At 37.4% G+C, this 23968-nt stretch carries 24 protein-coding genes; 17 read left to right on the forward strand and 7 right to left on the reverse strand.

What is annotated here, in order from left to right:
* The 3 genes from CWR45_RS19665 to CWR45_RS01165 all read right to left on the reverse strand — a co-directional run.
* A partial coding sequence (locus CWR45_RS19665; protein WP_484203121.1) for an alpha-helical endospore appendage domain-containing protein occupies window positions 1–467 on the reverse strand: 467 nt, incomplete at its 3' end.
* A 907-nt stretch (window positions 468–1374) separates the two neighbouring features.
* Entirely contained in the window at window positions 1375–1509 is a 135-nt protein-coding gene (locus CWR45_RS01160; RefSeq protein ID WP_115747966.1) for a BA3454 family stress response protein, read from the reverse strand.
* Window positions 1510–1603: 94 nt separating this feature from the next.
* Window positions 1604–2161, reverse strand: coding sequence for a DUF3967 domain-containing protein (locus CWR45_RS01165; protein ID WP_115747967.1), 558 nt, complete (start codon window positions 2159–2161; stop codon window positions 1604–1606).
* A gap of 178 nt (window positions 2162–2339) precedes the next feature.
* On the opposite strand from CWR45_RS01165, the gene CWR45_RS01170 reads away from it, so the two are divergent.
* Both CWR45_RS01170 and CWR45_RS01175 read left to right on the forward strand, forming a co-directional pair.
* Window positions 2340–3317 carry a ring-cleaving dioxygenase gene (locus tag CWR45_RS01170; RefSeq protein WP_115747968.1) on the forward strand — a complete coding sequence of 326 codons (978 nt, stop codon included), beginning with the start codon at window positions 2340–2342 and terminating at the stop codon, window positions 3315–3317.
* Between the two features lie 140 nt (window positions 3318–3457).
* Window positions 3458–4315 carry a YtnP family quorum-quenching lactonase gene (locus CWR45_RS01175; protein WP_115747969.1) on the forward strand — a complete coding sequence of 286 codons (858 nt, stop codon included), beginning with the start codon at window positions 3458–3460 and terminating at the stop codon, window positions 4313–4315.
* Window positions 4316–4355: 40 nt separating this feature from the next.
* On the opposite strand, the gene CWR45_RS01180 is transcribed toward CWR45_RS01175, so the two are convergent.
* Window positions 4356–4670 carry a PepSY domain-containing protein gene (locus CWR45_RS01180; protein WP_115747970.1) on the reverse strand — a complete coding sequence of 105 codons (315 nt, stop codon included), beginning with the start codon at window positions 4668–4670 and terminating at the stop codon, window positions 4356–4358.
* A gap of 192 nt (window positions 4671–4862) precedes the next feature.
* Between CWR45_RS01180 and CWR45_RS01185 the strand changes: the two genes are divergently transcribed.
* Both CWR45_RS01185 and CWR45_RS01190 read left to right on the forward strand, forming a co-directional pair.
* Window positions 4863–5930 (forward strand): M42 family metallopeptidase, encoded by a 1068-nt coding sequence (locus tag CWR45_RS01185; protein ID WP_115747971.1) that lies wholly within the window; start codon window positions 4863–4865, stop codon window positions 5928–5930.
* A gap of 61 nt (window positions 5931–5991) precedes the next feature.
* Window positions 5992–6492, forward strand: coding sequence for a DUF84 family protein (locus tag CWR45_RS01190; RefSeq protein WP_115747972.1), 501 nt, complete (start codon window positions 5992–5994; stop codon window positions 6490–6492).
* Window positions 6493–6986: 494 nt separating this feature from the next.
* Here CWR45_RS01190 and CWR45_RS01195 read toward each other — a convergent pair whose 3' ends face one another.
* A complete protein-coding gene (locus tag CWR45_RS01195) occupies window positions 6987–7427 on the reverse strand; it encodes a YtoQ family protein (RefSeq protein ID WP_115747973.1) in 441 nt (146 codons plus the stop codon).
* Window positions 7428–7590: 163 nt separating this feature from the next.
* Between CWR45_RS01195 and CWR45_RS01200 the strand changes: the two genes are divergently transcribed.
* The 9 genes from CWR45_RS01200 to CWR45_RS01240 all read left to right on the forward strand — a co-directional run bounded on the left by CWR45_RS01200 (window position 7591) and on the right by CWR45_RS01240 (window position 16731).
* Window positions 7591–8103 (forward strand): hypothetical protein, encoded by a 513-nt coding sequence (locus tag CWR45_RS01200; RefSeq protein ID WP_115747974.1) that lies wholly within the window; start codon window positions 7591–7593, stop codon window positions 8101–8103.
* 100 nt (window positions 8104–8203) lie between these two features.
* Complete coding sequence (locus CWR45_RS01205) at window positions 8204–8521, forward strand: thioredoxin family protein (protein ID WP_115747975.1); 318 nt, start codon at window positions 8204–8206, stop codon at window positions 8519–8521.
* Between the two features lie 43 nt (window positions 8522–8564).
* Window positions 8565–9371 (forward strand): DUF1444 domain-containing protein, encoded by an 807-nt coding sequence (locus tag CWR45_RS01210; protein WP_115747976.1) that lies wholly within the window; start codon window positions 8565–8567, stop codon window positions 9369–9371.
* Between the two features lie 14 nt (window positions 9372–9385).
* Window positions 9386–9991 carry a YtpR family tRNA-binding protein gene (ytpR, locus tag CWR45_RS01215; protein ID WP_115747977.1) on the forward strand — a complete coding sequence of 202 codons (606 nt, stop codon included), beginning with the start codon at window positions 9386–9388 and terminating at the stop codon, window positions 9989–9991.
* A gap of 264 nt (window positions 9992–10255) precedes the next feature.
* Window positions 10256–12664: a DNA translocase FtsK gene (locus CWR45_RS01220; protein ID WP_115747978.1), complete on the forward strand. Its 2409-nt coding sequence runs from the start codon at window positions 10256–10258 to the stop codon at window positions 12662–12664.
* A 72-nt stretch (window positions 12665–12736) separates the two neighbouring features.
* Entirely contained in the window at window positions 12737–13852 is a 1116-nt protein-coding gene (locus CWR45_RS01225) for a nicotinate phosphoribosyltransferase (RefSeq protein WP_115747979.1), read from the forward strand.
* 110 nt (window positions 13853–13962) lie between these two features.
* Window positions 13963–15276 (forward strand): UDP-N-acetylmuramate--L-alanine ligase, encoded by a 1314-nt coding sequence (murC, locus tag CWR45_RS01230; RefSeq protein ID WP_115747980.1) that lies wholly within the window; start codon window positions 13963–13965, stop codon window positions 15274–15276.
* 430 nt (window positions 15277–15706) lie between these two features.
* Window positions 15707–16111, forward strand: a complete 405-nt coding sequence (locus CWR45_RS01235) for a DUF948 domain-containing protein (protein ID WP_342770080.1) — start codon at window positions 15707–15709, stop codon at window positions 16109–16111.
* A 20-nt stretch (window positions 16112–16131) separates the two neighbouring features.
* A complete protein-coding gene (locus CWR45_RS01240) occupies window positions 16132–16731 on the forward strand; it encodes a YtxH domain-containing protein (protein ID WP_115747982.1) in 600 nt (199 codons plus the stop codon).
* A 77-nt stretch (window positions 16732–16808) separates the two neighbouring features.
* Here the strand turns inward: CWR45_RS01240 and pilM are convergent, their stop codons facing one another.
* Window positions 16809–18941 (reverse strand): pilus assembly protein PilM, encoded by a 2133-nt coding sequence (pilM, locus tag CWR45_RS01245; RefSeq protein WP_115747983.1) that lies wholly within the window; start codon window positions 18939–18941, stop codon window positions 16809–16811.
* A 239-nt stretch (window positions 18942–19180) separates the two neighbouring features.
* On the opposite strand from pilM, the gene CWR45_RS01250 reads away from it, so the two are divergent.
* The 4 genes from CWR45_RS01250 (at window position 19181) to motS (ending at window position 23375) form a co-directional block, all read left to right on the forward strand.
* Complete coding sequence (locus CWR45_RS01250; protein ID WP_115747984.1) at window positions 19181–20254, forward strand: bifunctional 3-deoxy-7-phosphoheptulonate synthase/chorismate mutase; 1074 nt, start codon at window positions 19181–19183, stop codon at window positions 20252–20254.
* A gap of 335 nt (window positions 20255–20589) precedes the next feature.
* Window positions 20590–21585, forward strand: coding sequence for a catabolite control protein A (gene ccpA / locus CWR45_RS01255; RefSeq protein ID WP_115747985.1), 996 nt, complete (start codon window positions 20590–20592; stop codon window positions 21583–21585).
* 196 nt (window positions 21586–21781) lie between these two features.
* A complete protein-coding gene (gene motP / locus CWR45_RS01260) occupies window positions 21782–22609 on the forward strand; it encodes a flagellar motor protein MotP (RefSeq protein WP_115747986.1) in 828 nt (275 codons plus the stop codon).
* The gene (motS, locus tag CWR45_RS01265; protein WP_115747987.1) at window positions 22599–23375 is read left to right on the forward strand and encodes a flagellar motor protein MotS; all 777 of its coding nucleotides are present in this window, start codon (window positions 22599–22601) and stop codon (window positions 23373–23375) included. Before motP ends, motS begins: the two co-directional genes overlap by 11 nt.
* 351 nt (window positions 23376–23726) lie before the next feature.
* Here the strand turns inward: motS and CWR45_RS01270 are convergent, their stop codons facing one another.
* On the reverse strand, window positions 23727–23945 hold the full coding sequence (locus tag CWR45_RS01270) for a hypothetical protein (RefSeq protein ID WP_115747988.1): 219 nt from the start codon (window positions 23943–23945) through the stop codon (window positions 23727–23729).
* Between the last annotated feature and the right edge of the window lie 23 nt (window positions 23946–23968).

The following is a 23968-nucleotide window of genomic DNA, read 5'->3' on the forward strand; positions in this document are numbered from 1 at the left end:
GTAGCGCCAGTGGCTCCTGGATCGCCCGTAGGTCCCGTAGCACCCGTAGGTCCTGTAGCGCCAGTGGCTCCTGGATCGCCCGTAGGTCCCGTAGCCCCAGTAGGTCCCGTAGCTCCGGTCGCACCCGTAGCCCCTGGAGGCCCAGTAGGTCCAGTAGGGCCGATTGAAGAAGGAGGGATAATTTTAGTGACATTTTTCAATTTATTGTCTAGAAGTAATTCTTTTTTCATAGCTATTTCAAGCATTTGTTGAACATTATCATTTACTAATAGAACATCTTCAAGCGAACTAGCTTCAGGTCCGCCAGGTAATGTTCCTAGAGCAAATTGAATTTTTTCTCCTTCAGCATTGATGATATGGGCAAGCCCTAATTCTTCCATAGCAATTGATGCCAATAATAGATTGATTGCATCATCGCGAGAAACTGTGATTTGTGGAGTGATATTTGGAAGGTTTGGTTGTGACATTATATTTCTCCTTTCTAAATTATTTAGAACATACATATTATTTATTAGGACTGAATAAGTCATCCTGTTAAACGGATATTAGCATGTTCTAAATATAATCTATTCCAAGGAAATTAAAGAGTATGAGCGATTATCTCAGTATTTGATATTCGCTTAATTAGCGGATTAATAGAGAAATGTTGAAAAAGTATCGGCTTGCATATGAAAAACACCCTAGTAGACTAGAGTGTTTTTCCATAAAATTATTATGATTTGTAAATGTGAATTTAAATATTATATAACACCTAATTTCTTTAGCTGAAAAATTCCTGATTCTGTTACAGAGGTTATTCGAAATTTTGCATATTGGAAAATATCTGGTTGTTATATTGATCCCCCTTTATTTACATCATCGCAAACAATATTATAAGCATGCACTGCTCCATTAATATTTACTCTTGAAAGGTGAACATCTGGGGTGGATTCATATAAAAGGATATTTTTGAAATTGCTGGATTCTTCACAGCTACCCTAAAATTCGATTAATTATATGAGGTGCTTTATTGTTTATTTGAAAAAATTCACTAAAAAATCTTACGATTGGACTATCATGCTTACTAAAATAATAATAATTATTTGTATACATAACGAATTCGTACTTACTATATCTTGTAGTTTCGACTAAACTTTATTTTTACTCTGTGAAAGTTAGGTAATGATAAAAAAATAGACCCAAATAGAATTATATTCATTAAAAAGAATTAGGAAATATAGTTGTATAAGGGTCTATTTTCTTTTGGTATTTTACTCGCGGCATTTACCTAAGGTGTTTGTCATGAAGTATAATAGCTTTTGAATTGAATCAATTGTACATAGGATGTGGTAGACACATGGGGAATGGCGATTCAAATTGGGTTGGTATTAATCTTTATTTCTTCCATTGTTGTTGAACTTGACTTAGTGCAAGCTGGAAAATTTCCTCTTCCGTTGAATCCCGATGTGTAATTACATTTGTATGATAATACTGATCAGAAAATTGAACTGTAATATTAACTTGAATCATTTATGCCACCTCTTTCTATCGTTGTATTAAAACAAAAATATTTTAGTTAATCTTTAAATTATACAGGATTATAAGTGTTAAAGCAATATATATATTATCTTACTTTACTAAGAAGTCTACTGAAGAAGGAAGGCTTTCCCTTCGCATTTGCTTCTTCTATCGATGCTGCAGTTAATCGCTGTGTTTCCAAGCGCTCATTCATTACTTGCATTAATTGTTTATCACGTTCATTTAAACGATTATTAATGTGTTCTTGTTGTTTATCTAACCGGGTGACTAATTCTTTTATAAGAGCATTTTGGTTTTCCATCATGTCTTTTAATTCATCGTATTGGTTATTAGCTGGTTGTGCACTTGGAGGACTCTCTCGTATTGTTTCCCTGTTCGTTTCTTTACTAAACTTCTCAATCACTATATTCGTTGCTTGTTCTACTGAAATCGATGATTTTCCTCTTAATTCCTTTAAATATCGCAGCGCCATAATATCACTTTCAACAAATAATCGCGCATTATTCTTCGACTTAAAAAATTCATAGCCAGCTTTTTCGAGATATTGCGCATATTTCCTCACAGTTGTGACACCCATATCGAGCATAATTGCAATTTCGCTAGTGGTATAAGCCTTCTCATTTATACCCATATCGTTTTCCATATTATCACCCCATATTGTATAGTTCAACGTTAATTCGTAATTTTCCTTCTATTACGAAAAGATAATTTAATAATATATAGAATAGTTGATTTGACAGCTTACCTATTTCATTGTATATTTATATTGAATTAAAGATACTTTAAATAAAAATAAATTAACAATAATGGAGGTATGATCCATGAATCATTTAAAGGGGATGCACCATGTAACGGCAATTACGAGTAGTGCCGAAGAGAATTATAAATTTTTCACGAATGTATTAGGAATGCGTTTAGTAAAGAAAACTGTTAACCAGGATGATATTCAAACGTATCACTTGTTTTTTGCGGATGATAAGGGGAGTGCAGGAACAGATATGACGTTCTTTGATTTTCCTGGAATACCTAAGGGAGAGCATGGAACGAATGAAATTTATAAAACATCCTTCCGTGTTCCAACAGATGCAGCACTAGACTATTGGGTAAAACGTTTTGACCGACTAGAAGTGAAGCATACAGGGATTAAAGAGGTATTTGGTGTAAAGACACTATCTTTTGTCGATTTTGATGACCAACAATATCAATTGATTTCCGATGAAAATAACAAAGGCATTGCGTCAGGTACGCCATGGCAAAAAGGACCAGTGCCACTTGAATATGCGATTACAGGTTTAGGACCGATCCATGTACGTATTGAACAATACGATTATTTCAAAGAAGTATTAGAAAAGGTTCTTTTATTTAAAGAGATTGCACAAGAAGGATCATTGCACTTATTTGAAGTTGGTGAAGGCGGCAATGGCGCGCAAATCTATGTTGAGAAGAATGTAGTTTTACCACCTGCACGCCAAGGGTTCGGAACCGTGCATCACGCAGCGTTCCGTGTTGAGGATCGAGCTGTATTGGAAGAGTGGATTGAGCGTATGAGTAGCTTCGGTCTTCCTACATCAGGTTATGTAGATCGTCACTTTTTTGAGTCATTATACGCAAGAGTTGCACCACAAATTTTATTTGAGTTTGCAACAGATGGTCCTGGTTTTATGGGAGATGAACCTTATGAAACGCTTGGGGAAAAATTATCTTTACCTCCATTTTTAGAGCCTAAACGTGAGTCGATTGAAAAAATGGTTCGCCCAATTGATACGGTAAGAAGTACGATTGATTTTGTAAAAGAATAAACAGCTGTCAATTCGCATCCGCTTGGTGTTCAAAATGGACATTGGGCGGATTTTTTTAATAGCTGTTAAAAAGAAATAGCGTTTGCTTGATTGTATCCTATTCGTTACACTTGAAATGAAATAAGAAAGGGGAGGGCATAATGGAGCATTTACAGGTAGGGAGAGCAAAGTTAACTTGGTTAAATGGCGGAGTATCATTTCTTGATGGTGGAGCAATGTTTGGAGTTGTACCTAAAGCATTGTGGGGAAAGAAATACCCGCATAATGAGAAAAACCAGATCGAACTAAGGGCAGATCCGATTCTTTTACAAATTGATGGCAGGCATTTTCTAATCGAATCAGGGATTGGAAACAACAAACTAACGGAAAAGCAATTACGAAATTTTGGTGTAATTGAACAAGCCTCCATTGATGAGTCGTTAGCTAAACTCGAGTTATCGGTTGATGATATTGATGCAGTTCTAATGACACATTTACATTATGATCATGCGAATGGTTTGACGAATAAAGTAGGGGAAGACACTTATATATCTCAATTTAAACATGCAACAATCTACACATCTGCAATTGAGTGGAATGAGATGCGCAACCCAAATATTCGCTCAGTGAACACCTATTTTGAAAGCAACTGGCAACCGGTTGAGGATCAAGTGGTAACTTTCGCTGATGAAATTGAGATTGTTTCTGGTTTACGTTTAATTCATACTGGAGGACATAGTGAAGGGCATTCGATTCTTGTCTTCGAAGATGGGGAAGATTGTTTCATTCATATGGCCGACCTTATGCCGACATATGCACATCATAATAAATTATGGGTACTTGCATATGATGATTATCCAGTGACCTCTGTACATGAGAAGGAAAACTGGATGGCTTTTGGCTATCGTAAAGAGGCATGGTATACGTTTTATCATGATGCCTATTATCGTGCAATAAAATTTAATCATTCTGGAGAAAAGATTGCAGAAGTAGAGCGTGTACGCTATTCATATAAGTAAAAAGAAATCGGCGATTGTGCCGATTTCAATTACGTTTCATTTAAGCAGTTTGTACGGATTCGATTATGCCGCCCGTATCCAAATCAACATAAAATTCATATTGCTTGTTTTCTCCGTCGATACTTCGTGTAATTCCACCACGATATGCGTTAAAGACGAGCCCGTTTTTTTCAATTTCTTCTGGTTTCATATAAATCCATGAACCACTAATTGGTCCGTTTTTCTTATATGCTTCCTTTGCATTATGTAATGCTCTTTCAGGAGAAATCTTCTGATAGGTATCAACTTGCTGCTTCGTCAAGTAGCCAATTGCAGCGCCTATTCCGAGTGCGAGAACAATATTTCTTTTTTTCATTCCATTCACCTACTTTAGGATTATAATTAGTAAATTGCCGTGTCTATTAGTAAATAGTATACAATATAATATGTAAAATTGAAAATGTTACGAAGGCATAAGGGGAATTTCTCTAATCGTGGAAAGAAGTGGAAAATTAGAATCGCTTTCCGTTATAATGAGGACATACATAGATAAAGTGGAGGGAATTAGATGAAACAAGAGACATTAGACCTATTTAAAAATTTAACAGAATTACAAGGTGCATCAGGAAATGAACATCTTGTTCGAGCATTTATGAAAGAAGAATTAACGAAATATGCAGATGAAGTAATCCAAGATAATCTTGGTGGTGTCTTTGGTGTGAAGCATGGAGACGGTCCAAAGGTTATGGTTGCTGGACATATGGATGAAGTTGGGTTCATGGTCTCGCAAATTACAGAAAATGGAATGATTCGTTTTCAGCCTCTAGGCGGTTGGTGGAGTCAGGTATTGCTTGCTCAACGCGTGCAAATTATGACGGCAAATGGCCCGGTAATTGGTGTAATTGGTTCAATACCACCACATCTTTTAACAGATGCACAACGGAATAAGCCGATGGAAATTAAGAATATGTTAATCGATATCGGTGCAGATGATCGGGAAGATGTAAAGAAAATAGGCGTGAGGCCTGGAGATTCAATCGTACCAATCACACCATTTCAGCCGATGGCAAACAGTAATAAAATTCTTGCTAAAGCATGGGATAACCGATACGGATGTGGCTTATCGATTGAGCTCTTAAAAGAACTGCAAGGAGAAAAGCTTCCGAACCAATTGTATTCTGGTGCAACGGTACAAGAAGAGGTTGGCTTACGTGGTGCGCAAGTTTCAACAAATATGATAAAGCCTGATATTGCATATGTTCTAGATGCCTCTCCTGCAAATGACGCATCAGGTGATAAAACAGCATTCGGTCAGTTAGGAAAAGGTGCATTGCTGAGAATTTTTGACCGGACGATGATCACCCATAAAGGTATGCGCGAATTCGTGCTTGATACAGCAGAATCCAATAACATACCATATCAATATTTTATTTCACAAGGCGGTACTGATGGCGGGAAAATCCATCTAAGTGGTGATGGTGTACCAACAGCTGTAATTGGAATTTGTTCACGTTACATTCATACAGCTGCATCTATTATTCATATTGATGATTACGCAGCAGCGAAGGAGCTACTTGTGAAGTTAGTGAAACAGACAGATAAAAATACAGTAGATCACATTTTAAATGCGAACTAAACTATCATAACGATTAGCTGTCACCAACAGGGTGGCAGCTATTTTTAAGGGAGCTGTATAAATGGAGATAATAATTGGCTCAAAAAATCCGACAAAAGTTAAAGCTGTTGCAGAGATATTCGAAGGTGATCAAGTGATTGCTATTACTGCAGAGTCAAATGTACCCGCACAACCGTTTTCCGATGAGGAAACGAGGCAAGGGGCAATTAATCGAGCGATGGAATGCAGGAAATCTACGACAAACGGAATTGGGATCGGTCTTGAGGGTGGTGTGATGTTTATTGACGATACATTATATTTATGTAATTGGGGTGCGTTGGTCTCGGAAGATTGGCAAGTCCACACAGCCAGTGGCGCACGAATTGCATTGCCGAAGGAAATAGTCGAATCACTGAAAAATGGCTTTGAACTAGGGGATATTATGGATGATTATGCAAACCGGAAAGAAGTTAGTACCCACGAGGGAACGATCGGAATCTTCACAAATGATCTCGTTTCTAGAAAAGAAATGTTTGCTCATGTTGTAAAGCTGCTTCGTGGGCAATGGGAGTACTGGAAATAAAGAGCAGCAAGGATATAATCTTAGCTGCTCTTTATCTAAACTAGATTCATCAACTTTTGTTGTATTTATATAAACAGCGAACTTACTTAGGATGATATTGTGTCCTTGGCCGTCGCTCCAGAAATACACTACGCTTTCCGCGGGGAGCTGGTGAGCCTTCTAGTGCTGTCGCACTTTGAAGTCTCACCTAGGCTCTTCTTCCCGCAGGACAAGGAAAGCTTCGGCAGCATTACATCGCACGAAGAAAATTGTCCTTAATTTTCGAGGAGTCTTCGTGTATTTCTTCCGCTGAAAATAGAGTAGAATCTAGAAACAAAAGAATGACAAACCCACTAACTATCACCATTGATTGTAGCAGTATATATGAGACTCATGTGTAAATTGCAACGACTGTCTAGGTTTGAAGACACATTTGAAGCCACATGTTCACAATTTATATTAGCTACTCATTCTTATCTTAGCTTGGGAAATACTACAATCTTTAGTTAACTGGCTTATTCGAAAATATACGCCAACACATCGAGTGCCTGTTCTACGGTATCAACGGTTACATTTGCTTTATTAGAAAGTTCCTTCAGCGGATGAATTAAGGATTCCGGCCGAATAATAATAGTAGGTTTGTTCATTGATATTGCTGTACTTACGTCCATAGCAGTATTCCATTGGCGATACTGGTCACCAAATAGTGCGATGACAATATCTGCTTTCTGTAATAATACTTCTGTTCTGAAGTTATTAATTGATGATGCTGCATCATCTTTATAAAGATTCGAAGGCTGATTTCCTAAAATATCTTCCCCAATATTGTCCGAACGATCATGATTAGTCTGCGGAGAAACAAAGGTAAATGGTAATTCTCGTGCTTTTACCAATTCAATTAATTTATCTCTCCAATCGTCATGAATTTGTCCCGCTAAATAAACGATAAATTCCATAACTATCCCTCCATTTTCCTTGTAATTTATCCTAATCGTAGCGAAACATGGAAAAATTGCAAATGATTTGCACGCAAACTTCCTAAGTCAAGGGTTTAAATTGGCGTAAATCTCTAGTAAGATATGAAATGGTATAAAAGTACTAAGTGAGGAGGCGAGCTTGTTGAGGAAATATATTAGGGGAATTATTACATCCCTTTTAATAGTATTGGTTCTTAGTGGCTGTAGCTTGAAATCGGAGGAAAATGCTATTCAGGACGCGAAAGAGACGGCAAAACTAGCATTTGAAGATCAAACTCCAATTAAAGCAAATCATGAAGTGAACGAACAATTACTTTATCTTCCAGCGAACTTAGAAGTTCAAAGTGGTGATAAAACCAACCTTATATTAGAAAATGGGGATCAAACATTTATTGTATTCCATAATGTTATTGAAGATAGCAATAGTAAATTAAATTATCATGCAGCACAAGCTGAAGAAGCATTGGCAATCGAATCATTCAAGGATGAAGATAACTTTGGGTATATTCGAATTCTTGCTGATGATGGGGAAGGTTATGAATTACAAATTGGCGTAGGTGGGGTGAAAATCACAACCTACACTACTAAGGCGAAGCTAGATAAGGATGCACTTGAAATGATGAAGATGGCTAAATTCATCAGTACAGAAAGGTAATGTGCATATCAATTGAAACGTAGCGTAAACAAAGTTATTATATGAAAAAGGCTTAGTTCGTAAAAATTTGGACCTGCCTATAAAAAGGAGTTGACCAAGGATGCAACAATTAGAATCAATCGAACAATATAATGAATTAGCAAAAAATGAAAATGTAGTTATGATGTTTTCTGCAGAGTGGTGTGGAGACTGTCGATATATTGAACTAGATCTTCCTGAAATTGAAGCAGCATTTCCAGAATATACATTTGTCCACGTAGACCGTGATAAGTTCATTGAAATTTGTCAAGAACATGGTGTTATGGGAATTCCTAGCTTTTTAGCTTATAAAGATGGAAAAGAAGCGGGAAGATTTGTAAGTAAGGACCGTAAAACAAAAGAAGAAATCATAAGCTTTATTGAAGGATTATCTGCTTAGTCCAAAATAAGAATCTGTTTTCGAAAAGGAGGGAAACAGGATCATGAAAATGACAAGCTTTCAAATGAAAAATAGGCTGCAAAAGCGCTTTGCAAATGATGCTTACTACATCTCCTTTAATCGCGATAAGGACACACTTCGAATCGAGTGGAAGGAATCAAAACGCGGGATGACTATATCCTTGCCGAGTGTAATTGGCAAGTTTCAGGAGCGTGGTGAAGCTGCACTTGATGAACTTGAGGATCACGTGACAGAGGCATTACGGATTATGAATGAGGAACATGAGCTAGCAGGAATGGAGAAGCATATTTTCCCTGTTATTCGTTCTAGTTCATTTCCAACAGAGACGAAGCGTGGCAATCAATTGATAACAAAAGACCATACTGCGGAAACGCGTATTTTTTATGCCCTTGATTTAGGGAAATCATATCAATTGATTGATGAAGACTTGCTTGCAAAAGAAGGCTGGGGGAAAGAAAGAATCGATGAAATTGCCAGCTTCAATGTCCGTTCACTGTCAACAGAGGCAAAAAAAGATACGGTTGCGGAAAATGACTTTTATTTTATAGCAACACAGGACGGCTATGACGCAAGTCGAATTTTGAATGAAGCATTTTTAGAAGAGATGAAAGCAAATACTGATGGAGACCTGGCTGTTGCAGTGCCACACCAGGATGTATTGATTCTTGCTGACATTCGTAATAATACAGGGTATGATATATTAGCACAAATGACGATGAAGTTTTTTGCGGAAGGGCGAATTCCAATTACGTCACTACCATTTATCTATGAAGATAAAAAATTGGAACCGATCTTTATTCTCGCTAAAAATCGTCCAGTAAAAGATTAGGAAGGATGAATTAAATGGATGTATTTTACAATCCAAATGGAATTGGCGATTGCTTGTTGATTCCGATAAAAGACGGAGATCGATACGAAATTAAACAGGAAGCATATGGTGATATTACAAAAATCACATCTACAGATGGCAGTATTCTTGGTTATAATATTTTCCAAGCTTCTAAATACTTAGAACTTCAAGGTACCGGAGCAATTCGTTTAACGACAGAATTACTGGAGCAACTAAAGACATTATTTGCAAAAAATAACTTGGATGATGCACTTGAATTTGATTTAAGTCCCAAATTTGTTGTTGGCTATGTCGTGAGTAAGGGACCACATGAAAATGCGGATAAATTGAGTGTTTGTCAAGTAGATGTTGGTGAAGAGGAGCTACTGCAAATCGTTTGTGGCGCACCAAATGTGGATGCAAATCAAAAAGTTGTGGTTGCAAAGGTTGGTGCAACAATGCCGAGCGGACTGCAAATTAAACCATCAGAACTTAGGGGTGTCCCATCTAATGGTATGATTTGTTCGCAAAAAGAACTAGGCTTACCGAACGCACCAACGGAAAAAGGGATTTATGTGCTTGACGATTCCTATACTGTTGGAGAAGAATTTAAGTTTTAATGTAAGAAAGTATAGCGACTTTCTTAACGAATAAGTGCAACTAAGGTTGTCACCCAAAGACTTGGGACAACCAAGTTTTCTAATAATAATCGACAACCCAAGCTTAACAGTTCGGGTTGTTTTTTTACGGATTGATAGTTTCAACCAACAAAACAGTAAAAATAGTACATCTTAATCAATTCGTAAAGATAGGCTACATGAAACGGTAAAAAATGATAAAATAGAAATTAATGATTTTATGGAAATAGAAATGAGTGAATACATATGTGGGAACAATGGAAAAATAAATTCAAAAGTCTATTCGGAGAAGAAGAAGAGCATTCTGAAGAGGAAGTCTCTAAGAACCATCCAGCCTCTAACGTGAAGGCTAGGATGACGTATCAATATCCAAAGAAATCTTCTTTTCGGTTTCCTGTAATCCCAGATGAGAGAGTGGAGAAGAAGCAAAGAGATATACCTGTTTATCAACAGAAAGAAACCTCTTCCTACAAAAGGAAAGAGACTCCTGCTTATCAAAGAAAAAAGGAAGAAAAAATAGTCAGGAAACAGCAAGAACCTGAAAAGATAAGTAATAAAGTATATAAAAAAACAGATACACCTTTCAAAGTGTCAGAGGTTCCATCCCCAATCTATGGATTACAGAAAAGGAAAAAAGATGAGATTGATGATGTACCAGCATTTATGCGAAAAGATGAAATAGCGGCACAAACGGATCAAATTGCGAGTACAGTAGAAAAACAACTAGAAAAACCAACAGAAACGAAGCTTGTAATCGTTCCAGAAATAAGAGAAAGCAGCAGTGTTACTGCAGATTCCTTAATGGAACAGCAAGAACAAAAGGTCTTTGAAGAAAGTAAGCAGGAAAATCACCAAATAACTCAGGAAAGCAAGCAGAAGGATGGTCAAGTACCAGATGAGATTAAGCAGGAGGATATTATTCGTAAAAAGGATGATAAACCTGCACCATCCAATGTTAGTCAAATAGAGCGGTCGGATAATCAACGTGTAGAAAATAAGACACCATTCAACGTTATGATGACACCGAGAGATAAGAAGAATTTATTCGACAGACGCAAACGGTTAGCAAATGAAGAAAATGACCGGAATCATGCTTCTATGCAAGAAAAGGAAGTATCAAAACCAAACCAAGTAGGAAAACGTGAAGAAAATCGGATTCCAACAACGAGCAATACAGCATCAAAGCAGCAGGATGCTAGCAGTAATATTCCAATGAGTACAGTGCAAGTAGTAGAGCAGGTAGAGAAAAAGGAAACGTATCTTCCAGATCATTTATTAAATGATCCTGTTCCGAAGAGCGATGAAAATTATGTTTGGGTGGAAAACCAGAAAGCATTACTCGAACAGACATTAACACACTTTAATGTTCAAGCTAGAGTTGTAAAAGCAACCCAAGGTCCATCAGTAACAAGGTTTGAAGTCCACCCTGAGCTAGGGGTTAAAGTAAGTAAAATAAAAAGCTTAAGTGATGATTTAAAGCTCAATATGTCAGCAAGAGATATTCGGATTGAGGCACCAATACCTGGAAAGAATACCGTTGGAATAGAAATACCGAATCTTAAGGCGCAAATGGTCGGACTGCAGGAAATATTTGAAAAAGAAGACTTTAAAAAAGCAACGTCGCCACTAACGATTGCGCTTGGTTTAAGTATTGAGGGAGAGCCGGCTATAACGAATATCCAGAAAATGCCACATGGTTTAATTGCTGGTGCGACTGGATCGGGTAAAAGTGTCTGTATTAATACGATTCTAATAAGTCTCATTTATAAAGCAAACTATGATGATGTTAAATTCTTATTAATTGACCCGAAAATGGTAGAGCTTGCACCGTATAATGGCATCCCTCACTTAGTTGCGCCAGTTATTACGGATGTGAAAGCTGCCACCCAGAGCTTGAAATGGGCTGTTACGGAGATGGAGGATCGTTATGAAAGATTCGTTCATGAAGGGGTTCGCGATATTGAGCGCTACAATAAAAAGGTGACGCAACAAGGGCGTAGAGATAAAAAAATGCCGTTTATTATCATTGTCATTGATGAATTAGCTGATTTAATGATGTCATCTCCACAAGATGTAGAAGATTCGATTAGTCGAATTGCACAGAAAGCTAGAGCATGCGGGATCCATTTAATTCTAGCAACCCAGCGACCTTCAGTTGATGTTATTACAGGATTAATCAAAGCAAATATCCCAACTAGAATTGCGTTTAGTGTATCATCCCAAATCGATTCACGAACGATTATCGATGTCAGTGGTGCGGAGAAGCTGCTCGGTAAAGGGGACATGTTATTTGCAGAGAACGGAGCAGGGAAGACAGTGAGGTTGCAAGGACCTTTCGTATCTGACGAGGAAATCGAGCGTGTGACGAATTATGCTAGAACCCTTGCAGAACCGAATTATTTATTTGAACAAGAACAATTGCTTGAACAAGTTGCAGTTGATGAGGAAGAGGATGAATTATTACAGGAAGCAATCCAATTTGTCCTTAGACAAAATAGTGCAAGTACATCGTTATTACAACGTCATTTTAAAATAGGTTACAATCGTGCGGCACGGTTAATCGATACATTGGAAAGTCGAGGCATTATCTCTGGTCAAAATGGTAGCAAACCAAGAGAAGTCTTAGTCACACCTTCACAGCTAGAAGAGATGTAAACTATTTGTAAATTTTTATGTTACTATATATGATGGTAGTATCAGAGACGCGATACAAAGGAGAAGCAAATGATGAAAGAAATCGACTTAAAATTAGCAGGGAAACTTGATCGATTAACAAATAAAACGTTTAAATTTGATGAACGAATTAAGGAAGGCTGGTTTTCAGCTGTATATTTCTTAAAAACGAAGAAGATTGCAGAGGAAAAGATTCCCAATAACTATGTAACGATGCAGTTTTTTCAAAAGGAAGATGCTGTATTATGTGGGACAGATGAGGTCATCGCATTGCTTCACACTTTTGCAGATAAGCCTGAGACATTAGAAATTAAGTCATTAAAGGATGGCGACAAGATTACACCATATGAGACGGTATTAACCATTTCCGGCGCATACCAGCAATTTGGTTTCTTAGAGGGAATCATCGATGGGATATTAGCCAGAAGAACATCTGTAGCAACAAATGTATACAATGTGGTAAAAGCCGCGCAAATTTCTGGTACACATAAACCAGTCATCTTTATGGGCGATCGTGATGATCATTATACGACTCAAGCTGGCGATGGTTATGCAGCCTATATTGGTGGTTCAAAGGCACAAGCAACAAATGCGATGAATGAATGGTGGGGCAAAGAAGGAATGGGAACAATGCCACATGCATTGATTCAAATGTTCCGCGGTGATGTTGTAGCAGCAACAAAGGCATACCATGAAACTTTTCCGAATGACGAACTTGCAGCACTTGTAGACTATAATAATGATGTTGTAACTGACTCATTAAAAGTAGCAAGGGAATTTGGTGATGAATTAAAATCGGTAAGACTTGATACGTCTCGAACGTTAGTGGATAAATATTTCTTAAGAAACTATCATTTAATGGGCACATTTGATCCAAGAGGTGTAAATCCGGAACTGTTATTTGCATTAAGAAAAGCATTGGATGAAGAAGGCTACCAGCATGTGAAGATTATGGTGACGGGTGGCTTCACGTACGATCGAATTAAAGAATTCGAGAATCAAGGTGTACCAGTTGATATGTATGGTGTTGGCAGAAGCTTACTCCATCTTAATATTGGCTTCACTGGTGATCTTGTTATTTTTAACGGCGCACCAGAAGCGAAAGAAGGTCGTCGCTTTAGACCAAACCCTCGTTTAGAAAATGTTGAATACCACGAGGTAACCGAATAGGAATTTTATAGTTTACACTTATATGTTTTTTGGTATAATGTAACTTGGTCGTGAACATTATCCGACTATAAAATTAATTCTTTTTGATGAACAAGTTGGAGGTTCGTTTTATGACAACTTACCATTTTATTGGTATTAAAGGTACAGGTATGAGCGCACTTGCGCAAATTCTGTTTGACTCTGGAGAAAAAGTGCAAGGTTCTGATGTTGAAAAGAAGTTCTTTACCCAACAAGCATTGGAAGACAAAAATATACCGATTTTACCGTTTTCTACAGAAAATATAAAAGAAGACTTTACGGTTATTGCTGGGAATGCGTTTCCCGATGATCATATGGAAATTGAAGAGGCTAAAAGGATAGGCTGTACATTTTACCGTTACCATGATTTCTTAGGGGAATGGTTAAAGCAATTTAAGAGCATCGCGGTCACAGGTGCACATGGTAAAACCTCGACAACGGGGCTGCTCGCTCATGTATTAGGTGAATCCTATCCAATTTCTTATTTAATTGGTGATGGGACTGGTAGTGGTCACGTTGATAGCAGTTATTTTGTTTTCGAGGCATGTGAATATCGCCGTCATTTCTTAAGTTACGAACCAGACTATGCAATCATGACGAATATTGACTTTGATCACCCTGACTATTTCACGAGCATTGATGATGTATTCGATGCATTTCAGTCAATGGCAGATCGTGTGAAAAAAGGAATCGTCGCTTGTGGAGACGATGAAGTGCTGCAGCAAATACAGGCGAAGGTACCTGTACTTTATTATGGATTTGGACCAACAAATGATTTCCAAGCGCAAAACGTGAAAGAGACGGACAATGGAACATCTTTTGATGTATTTGTGCGCAACACGTACTATGATCATTTTACCATACCAATGTATGGCAACCATCATGTATTGAACTCTCTTTCTGTAATTGCGATTTGTCATTACGAGGGAATTGACGCGGATGATATTAAGAAGTTATATACCTTCCAAGGTGTAAAACGTAGATTCTCTGAAAAGAAAGTCCGGGATCAAGTATTAATTGATGATTATGCACATCATCCGAAAGAAATCTCTGCAACGATAGAATCTGCACAAAAAAAATATCCAGGGAAAGAAATAGTGGCAATTTTCCAGCCGCATACGTTCTCTAGAACTAAAACATTTTTACAGGAATTTGCGGATAGTTTAAACGGTGCAGATCAAGTATATCTTTGTGATATCTTCGGCTCAGCGAGAGAAGATTCAGGTAATTTAACAATCGATGACCTGCAAGCATTAATTGAAGGCAGTGAAATACTGGATATCGAACATACAGAAGTGTTGCAAGCGTATGAGGATTCGGTATTAATCTTTATGGGTGCGGGAGACATTCAGAAGTTCCAACGCGCGTATGAAGAAAAGTTGAAAAATGACACTGTACAAAATTAGTGACTAAAACATATTAATAATTTAATAATAGTTGAAAAAGATACGAATTCTCTAGAAATAGCGGAAATCGTGTCTTTTTTAGTTTGTTCATAATATTGGTATAAGCTTATCGCTACATAACGTAGGGTGCACGACGGTTAGGGATTGATTTTGTTACAGTTTACAGAGAAAAATAAGAAATGAGCCTTTTTATTCATACTTAACAATTATTTACCCTTTTTCTCGATAAAAATTAAGAAAAGATATATACTAGGGATATGAATGAATAGGTTTGCAAATGGAAATTACCCTACATATGTTTAATCAATCTAGCGAGAGGGAAATACTTAGTAAGTGTTGTAATAACAGATGCTTATGGCAACTATTTATTCCAATTGCACTAGTCTAACTATATTTTTACGAAAAAGGGGTTGAATCTTACGTGGAAGTCATGTTGTATCTTGCTGCGATTATTGCAGCCATAGCATTTGTAGTTTTAGTAATTTATGTCATCATTACATTGAAGGCAGCGAAAGAAACTATGGGTGAAGTGTCTACTACATTAAAAGGGTTAGAGACACAAATTCAAGGTGTTACGACAGAAACTACAGAATTACTTAATAAAACGAATCAATTAGCAGATGATATGAATAAGAAGTCATCAAAGTTAGATAATCTCTTTGATGGTGCGAGAGGTGTTGGGGAATCGGTAAAAGGATTCAATGAAGCTTTGAATAATCTTTCCGAAAGTATTTCACGAACATCTAGAGAAGACCAGGCTAAAGCTGCTGAGGCAGTAAAATGGGGAGCAACCATCTTTGATTTTGTTAGCAATAGAAAAAATAAAACTAAATAAAAACCTTAGGAGGAATAGAAATGGCTGATAATATTAATACAAAAGACTTTATCATTGGAACGTTAGTTGGAACGATTGTAGGTGCTTCTGTAGCATTATTATTTGCTCCAAAATCAGGCAGACAATTAAGAGGAGACATTAATCAGGGTGCAACTCAAATGAAATATCGTGCAAGTGAGTGGAAAGATATTGCGCAAGAAAAAGGTTCTGATTGGAAAGAGAAAGCATTCACTACTGGCTCTGATTTGCGTAAAAAAGCAATGGATACTACATCACAAGTAACAAAAAATGTTGCGCAGAAAACACAAGATTTAACGAAAACTGTTGCTGACAAGACGAAAGAGTTAAGTAAAAATGTCAGCAATAAATCAGAGGAATTAGCAAAAAATGTGAATGAAAAAGCGGAAGACTTAACGAAAACTGCTAATGAGAAAACTCAAGAAGTAACAAAAAATGTAAATCAAAAAACACAAGAAGCAGCAAAAAATGTAAATCAAAAAACACAAGAAGCAGCAAAAAATACAAATGCTAAAACTCAAGAAGCTGCAAAAAATGTGAATGCATCAACTCAAAAAGCATCGGCTAAAGTTCAAAATAAAGTACCCCAACAACAAAAATAAGTGAAAGTAGTAGAGCTACAGCATGATTTATGCTGTAGCTCTATTTTTAGCTGCCAAATTATATTGCGTTTCCTAACTTAATCCCATTTGAGTTCCAGCGCATCGCCATTTTTAATTGGCTGATCAAAGCTTGTTGGTTCATTGTTTTTGTATAGCTTAAATTTGCCGCTAATCTTGTTTAGGTTAATATCTACATAACGAAATACATCTTGGAATATAAAGCTCTCAGGCGAACGTTTCTGTATTTGCAGCTGGTCTAGTCTATTGATGATATTATCTTCTCGTAACTCCATCCCATCACGCAGAACATGTAGGACAGGCTGTTTTAATTGAACAGACGCACTATTAAAGGTGATATCAATTGTTTGCCAATACTCTTGGTCTAGCGTTGCTAATAAATCACTTACGGCTGGTGTTTTTGCGTTACTAATTATAAGTCGATCAAACTGCCGTAATGGATGAGTAATGCTTACTTCTCTTTCATTAAGATAAAACTGTGTTGATCCAACTTCAAGATTTACAGATTCATTATTGATATAGACACTAAATAATTCTGTTTCGTTAACCATATGATTGCTTCTATTAGCGAGAAAATCCTCTATCGTTTTGATTTCCCTAATTACGATGTCTTCATTATCCTGTACGAAATAGTCTTTCGTTTGTTTCATCTTATTAACATAGACAGTTGGCTTTATTTCTGTAGGCTGCTGATTAAATTGAATCTTAAGTGTTGGTAATTCGCCAATCAGTTCACCTAACGTTACGGTTGCAGCATTACCATCTGTTCCTTTTGAAATCGAAATCTTGTCCTGATGATGGACGAAATCCTCCACGCGTGCAGTTTGTCCATTAAGCGTGATTACTGGTGACGTACCATATTCTCCAGGTAGCGTAATTACTTGTCCATTAAGCTTAATGATTGAGGCACTTCCGGGTTTCCCGTACCATTTATTGATCACGATTCCTGCTTGCACAAGACAATCGCCAACGGTTAATTGTTTCATTTCGAATAAACGAATTACTTTTTCATTTACTTGGATACTGATATAGTGAATTGGATTTTGTTTGGCAGCGATGGCGATACCAATCGGGGTAACGAAATCAGGACCGCTTGGAATACTATCATTTTGCACTAGATTTTGGATTGCATCAATTCCCCGTACAGCGACCCGATTGGCTGGAAGCTCTAATTTCTCTGCTAGAATCGCTGGCAATTCTGGTGTCAGGCTCCCACCGCCGATTAGCATTACTGCTTTTGGTGCTTTTCCATTTAATTGGAATATTTCCTTCGTGATCGATTTTGCCAGCTTTTTGACTTGACTTTTTACATCTTTCACTAAGTTTTCATATGTAATGACTGTCTCAAATCCTAAAATGTCTTTTACCGTGTCTTTTCCATTATTGACGATTCTTCTCTTCGTCTGTTCAGCCTCTGGAAAGTCGAGTAAATATTGGTCACTAATCGCTTCGGTTATTTCGTCACCTGCAACTGGCACCATTCCGTAAGCAACGACCGTTCCCCGATCAGTAATCGCGATATCGCTTGTTCCTGCACCGATGTCAACTAATGCCACATTTAACCTTCTCATCGATTCTGGAATTAATATGTGGATTGCTGCTATCGGTTCTAACGTTAATGCTTCCATCTCCAAATCTGCGCGTGCAAGTGCTGCAAGTAATGATTCAACGACGACTTTAGGCAGGAAGGTAGCAATAATTTCGACAGCTGCAGCTTCCCCGCTTTGATCAATAAGGGAACCGATTTTTTCATCATCAATGGTATATTGAAGGACAGAATAGCCAACACAATAGTAATTGGAGTAATCATTATCCTTTTCAAGCTCTGCCAGTTTCACTTGGGCTGTTTGCACGGCACTAAGCTCAAGATGCTTAATGGTCTCTTGCTCGTTAATTATTTGTTGATTAAGTGGAATAATCGCTGAGGATTCTACTGTTTTAAGGGATCTTCCTGCAGCTGCTACATAAACCTTATGTAATGTAGTGTCGTTGCGCTCTTCCAGTTCCTCGCGCACCTCTCTTATTACGTCAGCAACTGCTATGACATTATGTATTTGTCCATCAAGCATCGACCGATCACGATGTTCTTTTACTATGTAATCAACAACCGTATATTTCTCTTGATGTTTTTCTAAAATGATTCCAGTAACGGTTCTTGTACCGATATCTAAAGCAAAAATCTGATTTTCCATTGTAATACTCCTCTATGCTGCAATATTAATCGAATGAATTATATGATTTTTCTATCATCTTAATTGCGCTTTCATTAGCTAGATAGCAAGACTTAGCAAGTCTATTGTTTCTTAATGATCATTGATAAATTGATTGATTATTTCTATTATACTACAAGTTTTGGATGACAAATGATATAATTTTAGCTATAATGGTCTCTAATTATTATAATACAAAATCACCTGGGGGCGTAAATGGAATGAGTAATGAAATGGATCAATTAAGAAATCAGTTAGATGAAGTTAATTTAGAAATACTTGAATTAATCAATAATCGTGCAGAGCTTGTCCAACAAATTGGCCAAGTGAAGAGCAAACAAAGTATGTATCGATTTGATCCAATTAGAGAGCGTGAAATGTTGAATCTAATCACATCGAAGAATAATGGTCCTTTTGAGAATTCAACGATTGAACACATTTTCAAAGAAATCTTTAAGGCTGGATTAGAGCTACAGGAAGACGATCATCGCAAAGCATTACTCGTTTCACGCAAGAAGAAAGCAGACAATACAGTTGTTGATATTAAAGGGGAAAAAGTTGGCGACGGTAAAACACATTTCGTATTCGGTCCATGTGCAGTAGAAAGCTATGAACAAACTGCTGCAGTAGGAAAAGTATTACAAAGCAAGGGGTTAAAATTATTAAGGGGTGGCGCGTTTAAGCCAAGAACTTCTCCATATGATTTCCAAGGTCTAGGATTAGAAGGATTACAGATTCTTAGAAAAGTAGCAGATGAATACGATTTGGCTGTTATTAGTGAAATTGTTAATCCAGCACATATCGAACAAGCAATTGAATACTTAGATGTCATTCAGATTGGTGCCCGGAATATGCAGAACTTCGAGCTACTAAAGGCAGCAGGGGAAGTTGATAAGCCTGTACTATTAAAACGTGGATTATCAGCAACTATCTCAGAATTTATTAATGCTGCAGAGTACATCATGTCACGAGGAAATGGAAATATTATTTTATGCGAACGCGGTATTCGGACGTATGAAACAGCAACACGTAATACTTTAGATATCTCTGCTGTTCCTGTATTGAAACAAGAAACGCATTTACCTGTAATGGTCGATGTAACTCATTCAACAGGACGTCGCGATTTGCTCCTACCTACAGCGAAAGCGGCATTAGCAATCGGCGCAGACGGTGTCATGGCAGAAGTACATCCAGATCCAGCAGTTGCATTATCCGATTCAGCACAGCAAATGGATATTCCGACTTTCGATAAGTTCTTCGAGGAGATAACGGATTTAGACAGACGACTACGATAATCAATAATAAATGCAATGTAAAAAGCTAATCATCGATAGATGATTAGCTTTTTATATTTATTGCTAAAATACGCTTGTAGTTCTCCCGAAGATTAGGAAGACTTCGGCGGGCGTTACATCGCAATTATTTTTGGAGAACCTCCTGTCGAAGTGGCTAGTTAGACTACTACCCATAATATCTATATTTTGGAAAAATGAATGGAAATACATGGGAAAATGTATAGCTGACGGCAAGTTAATGATAATTTTTTGCTTTATACTTTGTAATTTTTTTCGTGGTAGAGTATGATAAGATAAAAGAAATGGGCTTGGAACAATTTTAGGAGGTAATGAACATGAATATAACAATATACGATGTAGCAAGAGAAGCAAATGTTTCCATGGCTACCGTTTCCCGAGTAGTAAATGGCAACCCGAATGTAAAACCAACAACACGTAAAAAGGTGCAGGCGACGATTGAGCGATTAGGATATCGTCCAAATGCTGTTGCTCGAGGATTAGCAAGTAAGAAAACGACAACAGTTGGTGCAATTATTCCAGATATTTCGAGCATTTTCTTCTCTGAGTTGGCACGTGGAATAGAAGATATTGCGAGAATGTATAAATACAATATCATTTTAAGTAACTCTGATCAAAATAAAGAGAATGAATTAAAATTGATTAATACCATGTATGAAAAACAAGTAGATGGCATCCTTTTCATGGGTGGAACAATTACAGAAGATCATATCAATCAATTTAATACAGCCAATGTGCCTGTTGTACTAGCATCTACATATGATGATACACAATCGATAGCAGCGGTAAATATCGATTATGAAGCAGCTGCATATGAAGCGACAAAACATTTACTTGAAAGTGGCGATAAACATCCTGCATTTGTGAGTGGAACATTAGAAACAACAGTGGACCAATACAAATATAATGGTTATAAACGTGCACTAGAAGAAGCGTCAATCACACTTAATGAGGATTTAATCGTAAAGGGTGATTATTCATATGAGTCTGGACTTGATGCAGTAAAACAACTTGCAGAGCTAGGGAAATTACCTTCAGCAATCTTTGTTGCAGCAGATGAGATGGCATTAGGCGTTATCCATGGTGTACAGGATTCTGGTCTTAAAGTTCCAGAGGATGTACAAGTATTTGGTTTCGACAATACAAGACTTGCAACGATGGTTCGTCCAACCTTATCAACGGTTGTTCAACCAATGTATGATATCGGTGCGGTTGCGATGCGATTACTTACGAAATATATGAACAAAGAAGAAGTAACAGAAAAAAATGTAACTTTACCACATCGAATCGAAGTGAGAGATTCAACTTTATAATCAACCTGCCGATATAATAAATATGCGAATGAAATGTTAAAAACTAAGGTTATAACCAATCCTTAGGGTGACAGCCTTAGTTTCACTTATTCGTTAAGAAAGCTGTTACTTTCTTATTACTAAATTAAGCTTCCAATATTATCTTGGTGGCTTACTTACATTTGTATATTAATCGTAATTTGAGGGAGATTTAATGATGAGAAAACGTGATATGTTAACTCCTATCGGCATTACTATCGGTTTTATTATGATTATGCTCGCAATTCTATCAAGTGGGGGAAACGAAGGGCTCGCATCTTTTCTAGACATCCCATCTATATTCATTGTTATCGGTGGGGTCATTGGTTCAATGATGATTACGTTTAAATTTGAACAAATAAAGCTGGCTGGCAATATTTTTAAGCAAGCATTTCATAAAAATGACCAAGAGCTAAGTGAACTAGTTCAGCTATTTATCCAATTATCCGATCGCGCAAGAAGGGAAGGTATTCTTTCACTTGAATCTGATATAAGTGAGATTGAGGATAAATTCATTCGAAAGGGCTTCCTGCTTGCTATAGATGGAGTAGAACCAGAAGTTATCAAGGATATTATGGAAGCAGAAATTACGGCTATGGAAGACCGGCATTTTAAAGGCAGAGTTTTATTTGAAAAAGCAGGGGAATATGCACCGGCTTGGGGTATGATTGGTACGCTAATCGGTCTAGTACTTATGCTGAATGATTTATCCGATGCGTCAGCACTTGGGCCGAGTATGGCCGTCGCATTACTTACGACTTTATATGGAACAGTATTAGCGAATCTATTCTTTCTGCCAATGGCGAGCAAGCTTGAGACGAAGACAGAAGAAGAGGTCTTTATTAGACAGATTATTATCGAGGGGATTATCGGGGTACAATCCGGTCAAAATCCACGAATTTTAGAAGAGAAGTTTAGTGCTTTCCTTCCAAAGGGAGCATTAGCAAAGCTACAAGAACAAGATGACGATGTAGAATTTGTAGGGAACAGCATCAATGAAGCGTAGACAAATAAGAAAATCAACTAATAATGGTTCGCCAAAATGGATGGTTACATATTCGGATATGATTACATTAATTTTAGTATTTTTTATTTTGTTATTCTCCATGTCACAGGTTGATCAAACGAAATTGGACGCTGTTTCCGAGTCGTTTCAAAATCGGATGATTTTTGATTTTCTTCCATCCATTGTCCCAAGTGAATACCCGACAGATCAGACGAGTGTTGAGGAAAATGGAGAAAAATTGAATGAGCATGAAGATCCAATTAATTTGGATTTAGAGCAAGACATAGAAGAGCCGGAAGTAGAGGAAGATTCATTAACGGCTTTAGTGGGAAATGTTGAAGCATACTTAAATCAGCATGACCTAAATGGGCTAATAACCGCGAATCGTACAGAGCGTGGTGTCGAACTAGTGCTTCAGGACAGTATTTTTTTCAATCCAGGTGAAGCTAATATTTTAGAAGAGGGTACGCCATTTTTGCAAAGAATAGGTACATTGCTCTCACAAATCCCGAACAAAGTGAAAGTGGAGGGACATACTGACAGCAGGCCGATGAATAGCTTTCGCTATCCATCAAACTGGGAGCTTTCAGGGGCACGTGCGAGCAGTGTTGTACGCTATTTTATCCAGTCCTACGACATAGAAGAATCACGTTTCTCCATTGCTGGTTACGGGGAGCTACGGCCAGTTACAGCAAATGATACCCCAGATAATATGGCAAAGAATCGGCGCGTAGAAATTATTATTCTGGATGAAAAAACAGAATAATAATTCAAGGGATTAGCTGCCTGTTGATATAAGCTCCGGACTAGTTAATCTAGGTGCAGTGTTGATTTCTGCGCGCAGAGTTAGGAAATTCACTACTTTATAAGAAGTCAATCTTCGCTAATGTTACATCTTCATTAGAAAGGGAAACGTTCATTATAATGTTTAATTTTCTTCGTACTAGGAAATGCTGCCCAAGCTTTCCTAGTCCTGTGGGAGGAAGGCACACCAGCCCTCCTAAGGTGCGCGAAGTATATTTCCGGAGCGACTGGCCTGAGAACCTATATGGATTCAAAATGTCAACATAAATTAAAAATGACAGCCCTTATGATTAAAGGCTGTCATTTTTATTTATCAAACGTATTGTGGAACTTTTGCTGCTTGTAGCTTAACCTTGTACCAACGTTTCTCTTGTGGCTTAGTTGTTGCTATACAGCTTATTTCTGCATTTGGAAAGGATTGTTGAAGATAGACCACCTCAGCATCCGATAATCGCAATTCTCGAACGAGTACATCATTATTAAACGATTCCTTGATAAAAAGATCAAACAGACGTTTTTCTTGTTGGTTCAATAGTATCTCCTCCCTCTCCCTTA

It is taken from the genome of Oceanobacillus chungangensis (assembly GCF_003369565.1).
In the GTDB taxonomy this organism is placed as follows: domain Bacteria; phylum Bacillota; class Bacilli; order Bacillales; family Amphibacillaceae; genus Oceanobacillus; species Oceanobacillus chungangensis.

Excerpts from the sequence above, each read along its gene's own strand:
- CWR45_RS01160 (WP_115747966.1), bottom strand. The coding sequence starts at position 1,509 with ATGATTCAAGTTAATATTACAGTTCAATTTTCTGATCAGTATTATCAT.
- CWR45_RS01165 (WP_115747967.1), bottom strand. The coding sequence starts at position 2,161 with ATGGAAAACGATATGGGTATAAATGAGAAGGCTTATACCACTAGCGAA.
- CWR45_RS01170 (WP_115747968.1), top strand. The coding sequence starts at position 2,340 with ATGAATCATTTAAAGGGGATGCACCATGTAACGGCAATTACGAGTAGT.
- CWR45_RS01175 (WP_115747969.1), top strand. The coding sequence starts at position 3,458 with ATGGAGCATTTACAGGTAGGGAGAGCAAAGTTAACTTGGTTAAATGGC.
- CWR45_RS01180 (WP_115747970.1), bottom strand. The coding sequence starts at position 4,670 with ATGAAAAAAAGAAATATTGTTCTCGCACTCGGAATAGGCGCTGCAATT.
- CWR45_RS01185 (WP_115747971.1), top strand. The coding sequence starts at position 4,863 with ATGAAACAAGAGACATTAGACCTATTTAAAAATTTAACAGAATTACAA.
- CWR45_RS01190 (WP_115747972.1), top strand. The coding sequence starts at position 5,992 with ATGGAGATAATAATTGGCTCAAAAAATCCGACAAAAGTTAAAGCTGTT.
- CWR45_RS01195 (WP_115747973.1), bottom strand. The coding sequence starts at position 7,427 with ATGGAATTTATCGTTTATTTAGCGGGACAAATTCATGACGATTGGAGA.
- CWR45_RS01205 (WP_115747975.1), top strand. The coding sequence starts at position 8,204 with ATGCAACAATTAGAATCAATCGAACAATATAATGAATTAGCAAAAAAT.
- CWR45_RS01210 (WP_115747976.1), top strand. The coding sequence starts at position 8,565 with ATGAAAATGACAAGCTTTCAAATGAAAAATAGGCTGCAAAAGCGCTTT.
- ytpR (WP_115747977.1), top strand. The coding sequence starts at position 9,386 with ATGGATGTATTTTACAATCCAAATGGAATTGGCGATTGCTTGTTGATT.
- CWR45_RS01220 (WP_115747978.1), top strand. The coding sequence starts at position 10,256 with ATGTGGGAACAATGGAAAAATAAATTCAAAAGTCTATTCGGAGAAGAA.
- CWR45_RS01225 (WP_115747979.1), top strand. The coding sequence starts at position 12,737 with ATGAAAGAAATCGACTTAAAATTAGCAGGGAAACTTGATCGATTAACA.
- murC (WP_115747980.1), top strand. The coding sequence starts at position 13,963 with ATGACAACTTACCATTTTATTGGTATTAAAGGTACAGGTATGAGCGCA.
- CWR45_RS01235 (WP_342770080.1), top strand. The coding sequence starts at position 15,707 with ATGTTGTATCTTGCTGCGATTATTGCAGCCATAGCATTTGTAGTTTTA.
- CWR45_RS01240 (WP_115747982.1), top strand. The coding sequence starts at position 16,132 with ATGGCTGATAATATTAATACAAAAGACTTTATCATTGGAACGTTAGTT.
- pilM (WP_115747983.1), bottom strand. The coding sequence starts at position 18,941 with ATGGAAAATCAGATTTTTGCTTTAGATATCGGTACAAGAACCGTTACT.
- CWR45_RS01250 (WP_115747984.1), top strand. The coding sequence starts at position 19,181 with ATGAGTAATGAAATGGATCAATTAAGAAATCAGTTAGATGAAGTTAAT.
- ccpA (WP_115747985.1), top strand. The coding sequence starts at position 20,590 with ATGAATATAACAATATACGATGTAGCAAGAGAAGCAAATGTTTCCATG.
- motP (WP_115747986.1), top strand. The coding sequence starts at position 21,782 with ATGAGAAAACGTGATATGTTAACTCCTATCGGCATTACTATCGGTTTT.
- motS (WP_115747987.1), top strand. The coding sequence starts at position 22,599 with ATGAAGCGTAGACAAATAAGAAAATCAACTAATAATGGTTCGCCAAAA.